Below are 16999 nucleotides of genomic sequence, written 5' to 3'. Positions count from 1 at the left end.
CATTAATTATTTTCTTTTGTCTTATTACTTTCAATTTCTTCTGAATGCTTTATTTTAAGCATATCTACAAATCCTTGGTCTTTCCCACGCCATCTACTTACAACATAATCATTGAAGTCATACTCTTCTAAATTCAGATGATCCGCATGATCAGATATTATAATTTGAGGCATAAAGCCATAATCTTCTTTTATGGAATTGATAACATTTATTATTTGTACAAACAAGTTTGTTACCGCTTTGAGATCCTCATCTGCGGATTTATTTTCCAGTTTCTTAAGACCCTCAGCATCAAATTCTTTTTCATTGACATCTACTGTCGCAGGGAAATATACTTGACTAGGTTGGTCTAAAAACAAAATAGATGGAACTAGAGCTTTATCTCCTAAGGACGCAAAATATTTGAGTATTGCAAAAAATAGGCAAATATGAGAGTATAGCCAGTTGGCTCCACTTCCCATAGACCTAAGATAAACTTTTGTGCCATTCTCTTTTAAATGATATAATTCAAAAGTATGTATGTCAAAACATAGGTTAATAGGCTTGTATGATGCCTCGAAATCCAAATTACCACCAATCTCATACATAGTCTTATTTATAAAATCCTCCGCCTCTTTCAACTTATGCTCAACATTATATTTCTTTAGCAATACATTCTCAATCTCTTCGATTCTTTTTTTTATATCCTCAATGTTATCACTGTCAAAACCAATGGACTTGTTTCTAGCCCATTCTAATTCATTTTCAATCTGAAGTCTTACTTTTAGCGATTGCTCTTCTAATGACCTATCGTTTTCTAGAGATTTATTAATATCATTAATTCTTGAAATCTCATTATTTATAATTCTGATTTGTTGATTAATATCTTGCAACTCGCTTTCAAACTCACGTTTTTTAGGTAAGAACGAGTCTATTCTCATCGGTGATTTCTGCAACTCAGAATTCAACCAATTTATAGCCTCTGTCAATCTATTCGCTTCTATTATTGTTCCATCGTTTTTATTGTGACAGAAAGGGCATATTGAGTTACTACTTATAGCTTCTTTGACAGGTTCATATCTATCAATAGTTTCAGAATAAGACTTTGCATATTTTATAGAAGCTATTACTTTTTCTAATTTGAGAGTAACCTCTCTTCTCCTAGCAAGTAAGATATTTTTCTTTTTAACTAATTCAGTATATTGATATTTATATTGTTCTGAATCTTCATTAACTATTATTAGAGAGGCTTTTAACTTATCAAGATAGTTTTGTGGAGCATTAAGCATATGTATACTATCTACATCTGGAAATAATTCATTCCCACTAATAGCGTAATACTCTTCTCGTAACACATCTAAATACGAACTTTTGTCTTTCTTATTTATTTCGAAACGACTTTGTTCATTCTGACATTTTTCAAGTTTTATTTTATACTCATCTAATTCTTGGGATAAAATGTAATACTGTTGATCGACAAGTCCAGCAAATATTTTGAACTCGTCTATAACCCTTTCTCGTTTTTCTTTTTCATCAAATCTATAGAATAAAGAATGTTTATTGGCAACCAAATTTTGGTGCTGAAGCATAAATGAAATCATATTTCGAAAAGAAGGATGTCCTTTTTTTATTACTTTTCGATTTATGCCGCAATCAACATCATCCATGTTTGATATTTCAATTCCGAAAAAGTGCCCCAACTCCTCTTTGAAAGTATTTATATCAATATAATACTCATCGCCAAAGTAAGAACTGGTCAAATCATCTATTTCCAAATTTTGAGGTTCAATTTTGAAAAATAATTTTCTTGTTCTTTCAGCTTGTTTACGGGCGATTACCAACTGTGTATCGTTTTTGTATAATACGACAAAGTATAGGCGTGCATTTTCTGTAATGACACCAGATGGAATAGTATTATCAGTACTTCCAGTACAGTAATCAAACAACTCTATTATAGCACTCTTTCCTGTAGATGATCTACCTGTTATGATATTCAGACCTTCATGCATATCAATATGATGGCAATTATCATATTGATCTATAATACCCATATATTTTATATAACTTTTCATAGCGCTTTTATTCCAAATGTATAGTAAGTGTTAATAACATTCTTTGTAAAAATCTTATATAGTTGCGAAGAGAGATTTATGCTTTTATTCAAGCGGGAGTCTGTCAATACATTACTATCATTTATCACTGTTACCGCAAGATTTTCATCGACCCTAATATATTTACAATCAATAGCATATTGCAAACATTTATTTGTTTGTTCTTTATAGAAATAAAAGCGTTCTTCAAATCCAGCCATTATATCTTTATCTTTCGTTATTCTACTCAAATTTGATGCGGTAGTAATTTTCTGAATCTTTTCTATGAACTCATTATTAAGAACTAAAGGGAATACAAAATAAGCCAATAGGATATTCTTATCCATTGGTTTCAGGTTTTTATAAAAAGAAACTAACAACGGAGTTAGAATAAATATATTATTTTGCAGTGTTGATATGTTTTCTACAAACTTACTCATTTGCTTTATTTTTTAACAACCATACTAATTCGTCATTTTCATCAGCTATCATATGCAGCATACCATTATGGAAATATAAATCTACATTGTTATAGGTATGAAAAGTTATATCGCTACTTCCTGTCATATCATCATAAAAGTCTTGTGATTTGGCAATTCGCTCACTATCATTGCAGTTCCTTGATGCTTTCCTATATTTTGTAGCATAACTTCCTTTCAAGTTCTCTTCATATTGTAATAGCGAGTTCTTCTTGATCTCGGACTTTTCTAACTCCTGTTGAATCAGACTTGCCGTATGTACATAATCATCAATAGCTCCAGAAATAACATCATCACCATATTTTATATCCTTGATTTTCTCAACAAAAGCATAACTGTTATAGTCATTTTTCTTTACATCTATTAGCTTTAGTTTTATAGGGAACACTGTGGTATTTTCCACCAATGTTTTTGTTATCTCTTCTGTTTCTCTTGTGAAATCATCGTACGTAATCCTCCAGTCATGGCTAACAATATCAGGATTAAGTATATAACCAAACATGTGATTTATATATTTTCCTTTTTGTATATCAGGGATATTCTTTCCGTATTTTTCTTGAAGATATTTATGGTATTGATTTCCATCCATGTTAATACTATCAATATATAACATCTTTGTTATCTGTGATAATTTCGTTGCATTTTTAGCATCAAAAATATCATTCATATATGTTGCTAAAACCTTATCTTTTCTTTTTCGTGAGTCAAAACTCTGTTTGATATTTCTAAGGACATCCATCCTTTCAGATGGATTTTTCTCATTCCAATGTAGCCAGGCAGAGCCTATAGGTACTTTTTGAGTAGTTAACAATATAAGTGAACTAAATGTATCGACAGGAAAGTCTTCTCTCGTCCAATTATAAATACTCTTCCATACATTCTTGTCGGAATCATTTAATGGCCTTTTATAAAGTTTTGATTCTATCTGTTTGCTATCAAACAGATTTCCTAATACAGAAACATCACCATAAGTTTCTATATATACCGTTTGTTTTTCTTGCATTTCAAAGCACCGCTCTAACGCAATAAGAAATTGGAATAGAATACCTTTTATAGATGATGTTGAATCAAACTTTAGTTTTTGCATAGCCTTTATATTATATTTGACAATTGATTTCCACTTCTGTCTTGATACATTTCTAAATAATTATCAGCATATTCTTTCCTCTTATGACTATGTATATCTTGACAGATTTTCTCTAAATTTCCTTTGAAATGTTCATTCTTATTGTATTCTCCCTCAACTCCATCTGTAATAGTGCAACTTCTTGTTGATTTGGCTTCTGGTTGCCATACCTTGGTAGTCCCTGCAACAATATATTTATATAATTCCTGTTGTAGTTCGATTTCATACTTCTGGGTTAGATGTTCATCTTCCTCTAAATATAAATATACTTTTTCTTTTCTTGGAAGCACCTCTTCAATACTTAATTCTTGGACTTGATGGCTCAATCTTTCTATAATAGCAAAAATTTCTTTTAACTCAATTTTATACACATTAGTTTCAGTTGATTTATGCGAAAGAGGGTTCATTAGTAGATTCAAATTAGCAATTAATCTACTCAAGTCTGCAAGACCAAACCCTTGTATCTTCGAAAAGAAATCAAATGACATTTCCAATACATTTCGAAGCCTTTCATGTTTAGCACCATCATTTTGTTTTGATAGTTTAGGGGGGAAGATTTCATTTACCATAGCCTCTACTGCTTTACGTAAGTAGTTTGCGGCAGCAGGATAATCAAATTCCTTATAATGTTTACGAGCTTTTGCAATATCTGATTCAGAGTTGAAATCCTTAGGATTATTTGTAGGAGTATCATCTTTGTACAATTCCTTAAATAACCAACCATCCTCCTTTGCTACACCTTTTGATTTGTTCGCAAAATAAATTCTTTCTTTAAAATGTTCAAAGAATGCCCTGTCGTGAGTAAACAGATATATCTTATACTTGTCAGAGATTTTCAGCAAGAAGTCTACGACTTTTGCTCGATTACTCATATCAAGACTAATGAGCATATCATCTAGTGCAAGGAAACGACCATCTGCAGGCTTATCTAGATTCAACAATGCAAAACGAACAGACAATGCTATTGCTGTTAATTTTGCTTCATTGAAATAGGTATGAGGCTTTATTATCTTACGCAGACGCCCATCAGGTAATTTCTCGGAAATTTCTAAACCGATGAATGGTTCATTTAGTTTCTTGTATGATGATTTACGTTCTTTTATTTCTCCATTCTCTTTAACAAGTTCTATAATGTTGTCATACCTTAACCAATATTCATTAGAATCTTCCTCAGGCTTGTCATAATTTGAGTCGTAGCGTAATCTGATAACCAATTCATTTCCATCTGCATCTTTGAAAGATGCATTATATATATCTGAAGCATATAAATTAATGTCTTCAACTACACTTTTGACAGTTTTGTTAAAATACTCAATGGTCGAAATATAATCAGGATGTATATGTCGTCCCCGTTTTATGATAGAAGCTGTTATCGTATCGTACATTTCTCCGATATGGAGCCCAGTATGTTCATCTTTACAGAATGGTAATATATCTTTGATAAAGACAGGAAACAGGTTTATTCTTTGGGAATTTCTGAAATTAAAAAAGTAGAATATGAATTTATGGTTAATAAAACAGCCGTTAATATCAGCAGGAAGCGGGTGTACTCCTCCTAATAATTCTGTATTATAGCCATCTTTATTAATGCTGTATATCCATGGATGATTGTTTGTAAAATCGATAACTATTTTTGAATCTGCTGCTAAATTATTTATATTTTTCAAATGCTGTTCACTATCAGCATTAAAATACTTTTTTCCAATATCACTTTTTAACGGAGCTTGGAACATACAATGTAGGGCATAGTAGATGGATGATTTCCCGCTACCATTTTCTCCATACATCAAAAGGTGCTTACCTTCCAAAACTAATTCAAAATCATTAGGAAAAGCTTTAAAACCTAATATGTGTATTTTGTTTATTGCTGGCATACTATTCTTCAATTATAAGTTTGAGTATTTCTGGGCTTCTTAATGTAAATAAATCCAAGCGGTTTCGTATAGAATTATCCGTTTTTTTGATATTCATAAACACATTAATGATCACATCAGCTTTTTCATTGTTTGAAGATAGGTGTGTAATCGGTTTTATGAGTTTCAATGCAGAGTCAATTATATTGATCTCTTGCTTTTTCATATGTTCTTCAAAGTATAATTCATATACGCAACCATCTAGGATTTTATCGAAAAACGACGCTATGGTTTCATTCGAAACTATAGCTGTTAATTGTTTATTCTTCTTCAAGATAGAGATATACTCTACCAAATTAGAGATTAAAATTTGTTCTTCACTAGAAGATACAATTATAGGAATGGAATTTAGAACTTTTGCTGTTATATTAGTATTTGTACTTGTTTGTTTTATGAAAAAATTGACCAAAGTAGAATTTAATAACCCTAACAAATATTTTATGTTTATTGTATCATCTAATGAGATGTAGTTTGTAGAGTTAGCACAATACACATATTTATCTATGAGTGTTGCAATAATCCTCACTTTTGAATCCACACCAGTTATACGCTGTAAAACGATTCTAGGACAAGATACCTCTGATTCTCTTTTGGTGGATAATACAGGTTTGTCTTGATTTGCTATATATATCACCTCTCCTTGAGACGGACAATCAGTAATATGGTATCTCTGTATTTGAGCACCTGTAATCACTCTTGTACCTACGCCTATATTATTAAACTTACTTTTATATTTTGTCATATCGATTTCACCTGCAGATGCTCTGATGTGATATTGACCTTTCTTTTTCATATCTTTAAGAACCGCAAACTTCTCATTACTACTTATTGGAATAATAAAATCTTCGGGATATATCTCCATTATTTCTTCAACAGTAATATTCAATTCATGCTTATCTTGCATTAATCGGGAATGCCACACATTAATCGGAAAAAAATTACAAGTGTCTGGTTGATTGTTTCTCCTTAATGTACAAATACATACACTCATCTTTGCCGATTCAAAAACTCTAAGATTTTTATTATCTCTTTCTGGGAATGAATCTATAGACAGTATATCTGTTTGAGTAAAGAATAATTTTCTATTTCCCAATGCACTATCTTCAGCTAAAATAGAGTTTTGGGTAATCATAGAAACTATTCCATTGTCTATGGCTATATTTATAGCTAGAGGATAAAAAAATTGAAACATATTTAGTCTACCACCTTTCGCATAATCATAATACCTTGATGACTTTAATACGGTTTGCATACTCAAGTCAAGATCTCTGAGTTCATTGTATGGTGGATTGCCTATCACAATATCAAATCCGGTGAATATTCCATTCTCATCAAGCAATTGAGGGAATTCAAAACGCCATTCGAAAGCATTAGCATATAACTTATTGGTCTGAATATCTTCTTGCTCTTTTTCAAGAATATTCAGTTTCTCTTTCAACTTCTTCAACTCAGCCTTTTCAGCTTTTATACGCTCTCCAAATAAGGTCGGGCTTTCAAGCATAATAACCTTGCCTCTCAGCTTTGTAAGCCTCTCCTTAAACTGATTGCTAAGTTCTGTCTTAAACGCATTCTTTATATCTTCAATAGTTTTGCGGAAAAGCACTTTTGTCTGATGATTAGAGGTATTAGTATACTCACTTACCAATTCTTTATATTTGGCAAGTGTCATTTTATCATTCTCCTTTTTACCCTTGTTGTACTCCACAAAAACATTTTCAATAGGAGAATCAATAGAATAACGGCTTAACAATGAGTTGCCACAAGTGATTTTATAATCCAAGTTTGGGAGTGGTTGTGGCTCATCGGCATCAACTACCAATGCCAACCAAAAACGCAAACGAGCAATATCAACCGCACCCTGCTCAATATCAACACCGAAGATATTATCCTGGATAATATCACGTTTCGTTTGAGTAGAATCGAAATTACCGTGGGGCTCTGCGTGTGAATGCAGATGATGTATTGCGTAGTACAACACATAAAGGATACCCATAGGGAATGCTCCTGAACCAATGGCAGGATCGCATACTTTAACCTCTTTGAGTAGCTGGATAAATCGAGTTGCAACACTCTTGCTTTGGAGTATAGGATTCACTATGCCATCATTTATAAGCTGTTCAATAGCTTCTGCATATTGTTCTGATGACTCGTGTGTTTTGAGGTATTGTATAATACTTTGGCGGCACATATATTGCACAATCTCCTTGGGGGTATAAAAGGCTCCTTTATCTTTGTTGTCCTCCAAAAGATTCTCAAAAATATGTCCCAACATTTCAGGATCAATACCTACCTCGCTGTCATCAGGATCATTCTCGTCAATGGTAAAGTTGTATTGAGAGAAAAACTCCATCAATTCCTTGAAGTAGGAATACGGGAAATCTATAGCCTGATTATCTATACTATCAGGCTCAAATAGACCTCCATTAAGATATGGAATGCCACTTAACTCTTCTATGAGTTGTATATCCCATTTGTTATTGAGGAATAACAACTTTCTATCTTCTAGTTTTGTATTCAAAATGCCAAAGAATAATGGCTCAAATACATCGCTCAACAATCTCTCATTATTAATATGCCTCTCAACAAGATTGCTAAGGAATTTTTTATCTCCACCTTCACATTTAGAATTTGATACAGGCACACCCATCCAACCTTTCTTTTGCAAGAACTGTAAGAATACCAAACGACCTAATAGCTTCTTGACATAGTCACGATGTTGTTTAGTATCAGAAAGGGTATCAGCAAATTTCTTATATTGAGCTTTGTATCCAGCAAAAAACTCTTTGTTGAGTCGCTCAACAGAGAATGCATCAGTGACGTCTGCCAAATAGATAGAACCATATGTTTTCTTATTGACCAATTCCATAAGTCGGCTTGCAGCTGTCGTACAAGGCTCATTCATGCCCAATAAAAATGTATATCGCTTAGGTGTTGTTTCCTTCTTAACCAATTCTCCGCTTTCATTGAAATAGGTTTGCTTGGCAATAAAGGTCAAGCGATAGTCGTCTTGGTTTTGCGAATAATAGAAGACTAATGCGCCATGAATCAAGCCTTGATCTACATACTTGGCTGCGATATCACGTAAACTTTTACGGTTGCGTGATATTTGCACATTGTCTGCGACCTCAAAATGGAATATGGCTAATGAGCGACCATCGTCCAATCGGATATTTCCAACATGCCCACCATCTTTCACATGCGAATCCGTAATCTTGGCAACACTTGTGAAGATTTCAACTTTTGGGAAAATCTTTTCCAACAAATCTTGCCAGACATTAAAATCAAATTTTGCGGAAAGTATATTTTTCAAATATGCTTGATTCATAATAACACTTTGTTACATATTAAAACTCTCTGAAATAATAATTTCAGGCATAAAATCTTTTGATACCTTAAGTGTATCTACTTGTTTGTCCGCATTTCCACCCTGAACATGCTCCAATGGATATGCTGATATAATCTTTATTAATTGTTCAAGTAAAACAACAGGTTTGACAGGCGTTTTCTTTGTTGCTGTTTTCAACTTATTTATATCTCGCTGCAACTGTTGGAACTTACCCGTTGTTATCGCACGTTTTGCTTTGTTAATCAACTCAAGTTCTTGCTCCGTAATATTAGGAATACTTACAAAACCATCAAGATAGGCTATTGCCTTCTTCTCGTTAGGTCCTTGTGCAGGATTCACCTTCTGCTTTGTTGCTTTAGTCTCTTCCTCTTGTATAGCAAAAGCATCAAGTGCTACTTTTACCTGCTCATGATGCATATCATGGAGAGGTATTGGCTTTTCGTCAATACGGGCTTCAAATTCTTTTACTGCCTCTAAAAAAGTAAGTTCCTCTATACTTCCATCTTCTCGGACAAATGTAAACGCATCACGACGCTTGTTTCGGATAAACACGATGGTGCTGCCGGGTATGAACTTGCTCTTGCGACCCGTGCGTGCTCTCAATGGCAGTTTACTGATTCGTTTAATCAAATCAGGATCATCCTGTTTGAGTTGTCGGAGCCACATCAAGTAACGCAACTTCTCATCACATTCTTCATCAACATTTTTGTCGAATAATCCGAAACTCTCAGGATTCTCATCGGTAGAGTATATCTGACTATCTTCGCCTAATGCAGCATGGAAAGCAAAGAGTTTCATTTTTGCCTTCTTCTCCAGTTCGATGTCATTATTAACTTTAGATGTTGGGAAGAAGTTGAAGATATACACCTCTTTGGCTATGCTACCGATACGGTTTACACGACCTATTCGCTGCATAAGCCTTGTTGAGTTCCAAGGTGTATCATAGTTTACGATAACATTGGCACGATGGAGGTTTACTCCCTCAGCAAGAACCTCGGTAGAAATAACTATGTTATAATCGTTTTTCTTTTCACCTCTGTAGTTGGCATCGAAGTTCTCTTTCAAAAGCGGCATTTGGATGTCTCTATTATCACTCTGTACCGTCATAATTTTGCCAAAACCATGATTTCTGAGAGAGTCATAGAGATATTTTGTGGTCTCTTTTGATTCTGAGAATATGACTAGCTTACCCTCGTGATTAATGGATTTATCCAATAAAGTATCTTTGAGGTATTGAATGAAGATATCTAATTTAGGATCAATATCTACAGCATCCCACATAGAAACCAATTCCTTAAGAATGGCATTATCGGACTTGATTCCCTTCTCAAAACCCTCTTCAAAATCATCAGGTGTACAGACTTCTATTGTCGGATCGGTGTATTTTGCTTCCTCAATCAGTTTTATCAACTCTTCTTCCTTGTCTTCACTAAGTAATTCATTGACTTTTAGATTGGGAGCGATGTATATAGTACCATTGCCAAACATATTAAGCATTACCTTGTTAGCCTCATAATATCGACGCAATGATTGCTTAAATGCATAGAAACTGCTGTCTATTCGTTTGACAAGCAAAGTCTTCATAATGCCTGCCAATTGGATAGAAATCATGTCTGCTTTCTTGTACTTACTCTTTTTGAGTGATTTCAAGTATTTTATCGCCTGGTATCTGTAATATTTAAGGCCGTTTATTTTATCGCTTAGATACATTATAGTTTTGTCGTACAAAATTTCTAACTCTGTATCCAGTTGATAATATATCTTTCGAGGAGACTTGACCTCTGGGAAGTGTATATTCTGTTCCTCCAAATCTTTGCTATATGCATCATTTTCCATCAGGTCTGTACGAGTGCGGCGTACTGTTAATGGTTCCACAACCTTGATGCGGATTCTTTCATAGATTGCCTTAACCTCGTCAGCGATAAGGGGTAAATCCTTTTGCTTTTTCAGCTTGTTGTATCTGTCAATATGCTCACGGAAGAATCGTTGTAAATTGCCTTCCTCCAAGGTGCTGTCCTTTGAGTCTTGGAACAAATATACAAGATTAGCTATATCTTCAGGCTTATTGTTAAGTGGTGTAGCAGATACGAGTATTACCTTTTTGTCGTGCAAACTACCATCATAGCGTTTTGTTTTGGTTTTACACAACTTCTGTAATTCGTTATACATTGATGCCGTGTCGCTTCTGAATTTATGCGCTTCATCAACAATAATCAAATCGTATAATTCTGGATTCTTAATCTTATGAAGACTTCCGTTTGTTATGATTCTGAAATTATCCAACTTAAACTCTGTAAGAGCCTCCTCCCAGTTATCCTTCATTGCAGGGGGAACTATTACCAATATGTGGGAACGATGTGTTGGAAATCCATTAGAGAAAAAGAATTTCTTTGCTATAAGAGCAGACACGACGGTCTTGCCTAATCCGACAACATCGGAAAGGAAAAATCCATTGTGCTTCATCATCTTGGCATATCCGTCATTGACTGCATCTATTTGATATGACAATTTCTTATATCCCATAGGCAAATCGGATACAGAGTTAGGGTCAAAGTCAATACTTTTACCGAAGTATTCTAATAAGAATTTTAGATATATTTCGTAAGGGGTGAAGTTGGGGTTAAGATATGAATCACTCTTTATCTTTTCTATGTGTGTTATGTCTATCTCTACAGATTCTTCCCATAGTCTTTCAAATGTTTCAGTAGCAAATTGTATGTCATCGTCGTAACGCAACTCCACATTGAACTCGAAATTCTTCTCAAGTCCTGCCTCAGTCAAATTACTAGAACCTGTTATAACCGAGCCATAGCCATGAGGATGATACACCTCTTCGCGGAAGATATATATCTTAGCATGAATGTTTTGTTTAGGATGAATGCGCATTGTTATTCTACCAGTTACTATATCCTCTATAAACTGATACATTCCATCCTCTACCTCTTTATCGTATTTTGCCTCTTGTATATTACGCTTAATATCGCTGAAGAACTCTTCCTGGGACTGTTCTGCGTTAGGATTAAATAATAATCCCTGCTGATTTGCTTGATAGGTAAGCTTATCGACATTTATACCCACCAATATACGTATCTGTGGGGTTTGTTGTATAAACTTCCTAATGTGAAAATATCCTGATGCTCGGAAATATCCGACAAGTGCATCAAAGAAATGCACTTTCTTATATTTGAAAACTCCTTCAATCTTTTCAAGGAGAGTATTTTCTTTTTCGTTTGTGAAAAAATTAGTTCCCATGTCAAGTTTATTTCAGGGTATTAATCAAATCTTTGGGTTCAACATTTAAGACTGTTGCAATCCGGACTAACATTTCCAATGATGGTTGTGAAGTATTAGAGCACCAACGGGAAATGGTTGCTTCATTTTTTTGGAGTTGTTCAGCCAACCATTTCCCGGTTTTATTTTGTTCAACCAATACTACTTTTATTCTATTTATTCTTTCTGACTCCATATCCGTACGATTTAAAGAACGGCAATAAATTGATGTTATTTGCAAAAGTAGTGATAATTATTGAAAGACGGGTGTTAATTCAAGATAAAAATATTACTAATGGTTTGACTTTTACAGATTCACTTTTCTAGTTTATCTGTAATTGACTTATCTTTAATGGACTTTGCCTTGCTGTTCAATTCTTTGGCTGCTTGTTCCTTTAATCGTGCTTGCTCAGAAAGAGCTGCTTGCTTTCTAACCGCATCCTCATAGGCTTCCACATCATTACGTATCTGGTAGATTTTGGTATTGTCTCGATTGATACCGAAAACATCTTCAAGATCCATTAGCTGTTCAGGCGAAGCCTCGCCTTTCATCTTGATGTAGCGATACTTCAAGTCATTGTCGATACGGTCATAATCTGGTTGTCGGGCGAAATAAAGGGCTGAACCAAATGCGGCAAAAAGAAACATATTGGCCATAAGCAACGCCCAGGTCGGCTTGGAGGCAAGGTCGAAGACAAACAAGTGCCTGACCTTATCGGGCTTGCTCATTCTCCCTTTGACGGATACTGAAAGCATTTCCACTTTTTCTACCACCTGTTGCAAATTGCGTGTTTCCGTTGCTGTAAACCGTTCCAATAGATTCTTCTGCGATTCAAAGTTTTGCAGTTGTGCATTCCTAAATTCTGATAATACCCCCGAAAACTTGTCCGAGGTTGAATCACGTTTCAGCATGTCCGCGGTATCTGTTTTGATCATGACAAGGGCTTCCATGACTCGTTTGAATGCCGTTTTAACGGCATCTAAATCCTGTTTGACCTCCAGTAATGAAGATTCACTTACTCCATTGTTTACTTCGGATTTTCTATTTGCCGATTGGGGTATGGATAACCCGTTTATCTTGTTCTCGATTCTTTCCAAGCACCCGTAGATGCTTTCAATATATTCTTCACTTTTCATGTCTCTGATTTTTAATTGTTATGTTTTTATCTACTATTGATTGAGCTACAAACCCAACCCTTTCTTGCGTTTCTTTTTCTTCCGCCTGCGAAGCAACTCGTCATACGGAATTTGCTCGTCCTGCGGATTATTATCCGATGGCAAGAAAAGTCCCAATCCGCCTTCAAGCAAACCGTTGGCTTGCAGACTTTGCCGTTGTTCCATTGGACGGATAGACTCTTGTTTTGACTTTTTAGGCTCAAATTCCTGTTCTGTTTCCGGCTTATTCCAACTTAGACGGGCATTTAACTTGGCAAAACTGAAATCCCTGCTGATTTGCGAAGCCTTGAATGTCAGACCGTCTTTGGTAAAACGGATTCCCTGAATATCATTCAGTGTATTTATCTCACGACTTCTTTTTACAAACTCCAGTTTGACATCCTGTCCGGCTAAATTGTCATTGAACTCTTTCCATGTCTTGGAGGACTTTAATGCTTTATTCACCGCATTGTGAATCTCGTATTTCACACAATCTGCCGGACGAAGTTTCTTCACATTGGTCTTACCTTTATCCTCGGCGTATGTCAGTCCGTATATGTCTTTCAGTTTCTTCGTGGCAATCTCATTACGCTTGTAATCACCTTGTGAGGAAATCACTTTGCTGTCATATCCGATACGGTTATAGACCAAATGACAATGCGGATTGTCCGTGTTGTTATGCCTTACCAATATGAATTGAGTGTCTTTTATGCCCATCAAATCCATGTATTCCATTGCTATTTTAGCCATGAGTTCATTGGTCAGTCTTGGCTTGTCTTCGGGTTTGAAACTCAAAGCGATGTGTCCGACTGGCTGTTTTATCTTCGGATTAAGAATACGCTGGTAGTTGAAACTGTCCGTTATTTCACGGATATTGCCCAACAACACACCATCGGAAGCGATGATTTCAGCATTGTCTTTGCCCATCACGTAGCGGATGCATCCGCCAAAGGATTTTCCTTTCTTTATCTTGCCAATCATAAGAGCCTCCTTTCCGATGATTTATACTCGTTCATTATCGTTTTCAGTTTTTCAAGCAATTCCATCAGTATATTCTTAGTACGATTGATTCCCGCCTGATGCGACAACTTTGTAAGCTGGTTCAGGTTGTTCGCCATTCCCACAAGATTGCGCATGGTGGCCGCTTCCTCCGGAGAGTGCTTGGCCACAATCTGTGCATGGAACGTGGAATCCCTGATGTATTCCGCAAGCGTCCTGTTCGCCTGTCTGCTGCGAAGACATAGTCTGTCGTAGTCCGGTTTGGAGAATTTCACCGTCACTGATTTGGAGAGTTTACGGAAACCGCTTGCTTTCGGTCTCCCTCTCGGTTTGATTTTGTCTTTGTCGCTCATGTTACTTGGTTTATTGTAATAAGTCATTTTACTGTCTAGGTATCTCTTACAATCTGCGACCGTTGGGAGCGGATTACCTCCACTTGTGAAAGTGGGGCGAGGTTTTTCGGGTGCAATGGCGGCTTGTCCGACATTTTTTCGGCATCCCGAAAGATAACCTCGCTCCCTCCCCGAAACAGACGTTTCACTCCTCACTCCGATTGGAGGAATTCAAGGATGCCTGACGGCAGTAATGCAGCGTGCAGATACATTTTTTCATCGGGCATATGTTATAATTTACGCCACTGCTCAAACTCTTCCGAGTAGATTTCAAGATGTTGTCGGGCGATGTTTTCAAGAAGTCCCGAAACACTCATTCTGCGGCTTCCGAGTTTGCGGACAAACTCGTCAAGTCTGTCGCGCACCTCGCAACTGACAAATACTGGTTTGCGGTCTTCGATTTTCGGGACTTGCAGGAAAGCGGTACGGTATTCGTCTAATGACAACCTTCGTTGTCGGCTGCTAACCCGACAATGGGATGTAGGAAATGTCCCGTCTTTCCCCATCGGCATTTGCAGATTGCCGGATTGGATTTCGGATTGTTCCGTAACGGTTAATGGAGTTTCGATAGCGACATTGCCAGTAAACGATTCTTCTGTACTTTCAACGTTTTCACCATCAGGAAGAAGCTGTGACATTTCCGTACCTGTCATAGCTTCCCATTGCTCTTTGCTAAAACTTTTCTTTGTTGCCATAATCTTTGAATTTTAATCGGTTTATACAGTGGTATCAGTGCGCACATTGACCTGTTATCGGCAACAAAGAAAGTAGGTATACTGCACGGAATCAAGCAAATGGAGATAGCGTGGCAATTATGATGGCTTTTGCGTTTTAGCCACTGAATCAACGGTGCAAACTGCTATGATTTGCCATACTCTCACGATTATAGATGTTGGATAATGATCCGTTAGAACAGAGTTCTTGTTGAATCCGGCAGATGTGGTTTCTTACATTGGATAATATTACTGTATTGCCATTCTTGTTCGATTACTGAACCTGCTCAATCGGGAATAATGGAGCATGGCTCTTTCCCGATTTACATAATCATGTCCGCTGATTATGCAACACGATGATAACCGATGTAACAGACCGTCAGTTGTTTGCAAAATCATTGTGGTGTGATTATTCCTGCTTTTCTTTGTATTGAAAACAAGGGGACAAGCCGCTGTCTTACGCCAACTGTGCCACAGGATTCCACTTGTCGGAAGTGTTGGGTGTAATGAGTGATCCGGCTTTACCTTAGCGGCGAGAATAGAAGATAATGTATAATCTAAATATCGGAAACAATGGAAATCATCAGTTTTGAGAAAAAGACATTTGAGGAAATTTCAGCCAAGCTGGATTACTTCGTACAGAGGATGGAAACCCTCTGCAATAGGTATGACCAAAAGGAAACGGGCAAATGGATGGACAGTCAAGCCGTATGCCGTAAACTGCGAATCAGTCCGAGGACATTACAGACCTTTCGTAACAATGGGACGCTTGCCTTTACTAAAATCGGAAACCGTACCTATTATCGTCCCGAAGACGTGGAACGGGTAATCTCAGATGTGGAAGACAAGCGAAAAGAAGCCAAATGGAAAAACAGGAATATTTGACAGAGAATATAGAGTAATCAGTGTATAACCAATAATTAAAGCGTATGAGCAATGAAATCAGAGAAAAAGGCCATGAGTGGGTAAAGAATTTCCACTCTAATTTCGACAGGCTTCTGGCTTCACTCGAAAAGTTGTTGAACCAGCGTCAGCCGTCCGCATATGGCGATGAACTGTTGACCGACAAGGAGGTGGCATACCTGCTGAAAGTGAGCAGAAGGACGCTGCTCGATTACCGTAACAACGGAATTCTGCCGTACACGCAGGTGGGCGGCAAAGTCCTGTACCGAACTTCCGATATAGAACGTATTCTGATAAACGGATACAAGGAAGCGTACAGATACAGCGAAAGCGGATGATTTTTCTGGAGGGAGCGCAGTTTGCCGTCTGCCCGTTTCATCCGGTTTTCAAAAAAATAGCCTTCCATTATAAAAATTGAAAAGCATATAGAGTCGGTCGTATATTTCAGACCTGTCTATATGCTTTTTTCGATTGTTTATATCGACTTTTCCGTCAGTCGCTTGTTTCCGCTGCCGTCAGCGTCCATTGTACAGACGTGAAAGGGAAAAGGTTTTCGGGGGAATACTCTTTGCTTGCAAAGGAAGATTCCGCCCGAAACGGTACAGCCGCCAGACCTTTTCACTTTCAAAGAAGT

14 protein-coding genes are annotated in these 16999 nt (G+C 36.5%); 2 read left to right on the top strand and 12 right to left on the bottom strand.

Annotated elements, in window-relative coordinates; translation table 11 throughout:
* Positions 1 to 2: 2 nt before the first annotated feature.
* The 12 genes from H1A11_RS06845 to H1A11_RS06790 all read right to left on the bottom strand — a co-directional run bounded on the left by H1A11_RS06845 (position 3) and on the right by H1A11_RS06790 (position 15444).
* Positions 3 to 2030 (bottom strand): DUF3732 domain-containing protein, encoded by a 2028-nt coding sequence (locus H1A11_RS06845; RefSeq protein WP_255461547.1) that lies wholly within the window; start codon positions 2028 to 2030, stop codon positions 3 to 5.
* A 17-nt stretch (positions 2031 to 2047) separates the two neighbouring features.
* A complete protein-coding gene (locus H1A11_RS06840) occupies positions 2048 to 2509 on the bottom strand; it encodes a three component ABC system middle component (protein ID WP_181757931.1) in 462 nt (153 codons plus the stop codon).
* Entirely contained in the window at positions 2502 to 3635 is a 1134-nt protein-coding gene (locus tag H1A11_RS06835; protein ID WP_181757930.1) for an ABC-three component system protein, read from the bottom strand. Before H1A11_RS06835 ends, H1A11_RS06840 begins: the two co-directional genes overlap by 8 nt.
* Before the next feature lie 5 nt (positions 3636 to 3640).
* Complete coding sequence (locus tag H1A11_RS06830; RefSeq protein WP_181757929.1) at positions 3641 to 5548, bottom strand: ABC transporter ATP-binding protein; 1908 nt, start codon at positions 5546 to 5548, stop codon at positions 3641 to 3643.
* A gap of 1 nt (position 5549) precedes the next feature.
* The gene (locus H1A11_RS06825; RefSeq protein WP_181757928.1) at positions 5550 to 8912 is read right to left on the bottom strand and encodes a TaqI-like C-terminal specificity domain-containing protein; all 3363 of its coding nucleotides are present in this window, start codon (positions 8910 to 8912) and stop codon (positions 5550 to 5552) included.
* Positions 8913 to 8924: 12 nt separating this feature from the next.
* Entirely contained in the window at positions 8925 to 12185 is a 3261-nt protein-coding gene (locus tag H1A11_RS06820) for a helicase-related protein (RefSeq protein ID WP_181757927.1), read from the bottom strand.
* Between the two features lie 7 nt (positions 12186 to 12192).
* Positions 12193 to 12399, bottom strand: coding sequence for a helix-turn-helix transcriptional regulator (locus tag H1A11_RS06815; protein ID WP_181757926.1), 207 nt, complete (start codon positions 12397 to 12399; stop codon positions 12193 to 12195).
* A gap of 119 nt (positions 12400 to 12518) precedes the next feature.
* Positions 12519 to 13340: a hypothetical protein gene (locus H1A11_RS06810; RefSeq protein ID WP_181757925.1), complete on the bottom strand. Its 822-nt coding sequence runs from the start codon at positions 13338 to 13340 to the stop codon at positions 12519 to 12521.
* A 45-nt stretch (positions 13341 to 13385) separates the two neighbouring features.
* Entirely contained in the window at positions 13386 to 14339 is a 954-nt protein-coding gene (locus tag H1A11_RS06805) for a relaxase/mobilization nuclease domain-containing protein (RefSeq protein ID WP_181757924.1), read from the bottom strand.
* A complete protein-coding gene (gene mobC, locus H1A11_RS06800) occupies positions 14336 to 14710 on the bottom strand; it encodes a plasmid mobilization relaxosome protein MobC (protein ID WP_181757923.1) in 375 nt (124 codons plus the stop codon). Before mobC ends, H1A11_RS06805 begins: the two co-directional genes overlap by 4 nt.
* Before the next feature lie 35 nt (positions 14711 to 14745).
* Positions 14746 to 14898 carry a hypothetical protein gene (locus H1A11_RS06795; RefSeq protein WP_181757922.1) on the bottom strand — a complete coding sequence of 51 codons (153 nt, stop codon included), beginning with the start codon at positions 14896 to 14898 and terminating at the stop codon, positions 14746 to 14748.
* 81 nt (positions 14899 to 14979) lie between these two features.
* Positions 14980 to 15444: a DUF3408 domain-containing protein gene (locus H1A11_RS06790; RefSeq protein ID WP_181757921.1), complete on the bottom strand. Its 465-nt coding sequence runs from the start codon at positions 15442 to 15444 to the stop codon at positions 14980 to 14982.
* Positions 15445 to 16035: 591 nt separating this feature from the next.
* Here H1A11_RS06790 and H1A11_RS06785 point away from each other — a divergent pair.
* Together H1A11_RS06785 and H1A11_RS06780 are read left to right on the top strand one after the other, a co-directional pair.
* Positions 16036 to 16347, top strand: a complete 312-nt coding sequence (locus H1A11_RS06785) for a helix-turn-helix domain-containing protein (RefSeq protein ID WP_181757920.1) — start codon at positions 16036 to 16038, stop codon at positions 16345 to 16347.
* Between the two features lie 44 nt (positions 16348 to 16391).
* On the top strand, positions 16392 to 16703 hold the full coding sequence (locus H1A11_RS06780; RefSeq protein ID WP_181757919.1) for a helix-turn-helix domain-containing protein: 312 nt from the start codon (positions 16392 to 16394) through the stop codon (positions 16701 to 16703).
* The last annotated feature ends 296 nt before the right edge of the window (positions 16704 to 16999 follow it).

The organism is Bacteroides sp. CACC 737 (assembly GCF_013874375.1).
Lineage (GTDB): Bacteria > Bacteroidota > Bacteroidia > Bacteroidales > Bacteroidaceae > Bacteroides > Bacteroides uniformis.
This window is presented reverse-complemented; position numbering and strand designations above follow the sequence as displayed.

What these genes read in the sequence shown, in the direction of transcription:
- H1A11_RS06845 (WP_255461547.1), bottom strand. Translation starts at nt 2,030, where the DNA reads ATGGGTATTATAGATCAATATGATAATTGCCATCATATTGATATGCAT.
- H1A11_RS06840 (WP_181757931.1), bottom strand. Translation starts at nt 2,509, where the DNA reads ATGAGTAAGTTTGTAGAAAACATATCAACACTGCAAAATAATATATTT.
- H1A11_RS06835 (WP_181757930.1), bottom strand. Translation starts at nt 3,635, where the DNA reads ATGCAAAAACTAAAGTTTGATTCAACATCATCTATAAAAGGTATTCTA.
- H1A11_RS06830 (WP_181757929.1), bottom strand. Translation starts at nt 5,548, where the DNA reads ATGCCAGCAATAAACAAAATACACATATTAGGTTTTAAAGCTTTTCCT.
- H1A11_RS06825 (WP_181757928.1), bottom strand. Translation starts at nt 8,912, where the DNA reads ATGAATCAAGCATATTTGAAAAATATACTTTCCGCAAAATTTGATTTT.
- H1A11_RS06820 (WP_181757927.1), bottom strand. Translation starts at nt 12,185, where the DNA reads ATGGGAACTAATTTTTTCACAAACGAAAAAGAAAATACTCTCCTTGAA.
- H1A11_RS06815 (WP_181757926.1), bottom strand. Translation starts at nt 12,399, where the DNA reads ATGGAGTCAGAAAGAATAAATAGAATAAAAGTAGTATTGGTTGAACAA.
- H1A11_RS06810 (WP_181757925.1), bottom strand. Translation starts at nt 13,340, where the DNA reads ATGAAAAGTGAAGAATATATTGAAAGCATCTACGGGTGCTTGGAAAGA.
- H1A11_RS06805 (WP_181757924.1), bottom strand. Translation starts at nt 14,339, where the DNA reads ATGATTGGCAAGATAAAGAAAGGAAAATCCTTTGGCGGATGCATCCGC.
- mobC (WP_181757923.1), bottom strand. Translation starts at nt 14,710, where the DNA reads ATGAGCGACAAAGACAAAATCAAACCGAGAGGGAGACCGAAAGCAAGC.
- H1A11_RS06790 (WP_181757921.1), bottom strand. Translation starts at nt 15,444, where the DNA reads ATGGCAACAAAGAAAAGTTTTAGCAAAGAGCAATGGGAAGCTATGACA.
- H1A11_RS06785 (WP_181757920.1), top strand. Translation starts at nt 16,036, where the DNA reads ATGGAAATCATCAGTTTTGAGAAAAAGACATTTGAGGAAATTTCAGCC.
- H1A11_RS06780 (WP_181757919.1), top strand. Translation starts at nt 16,392, where the DNA reads ATGAGCAATGAAATCAGAGAAAAAGGCCATGAGTGGGTAAAGAATTTC.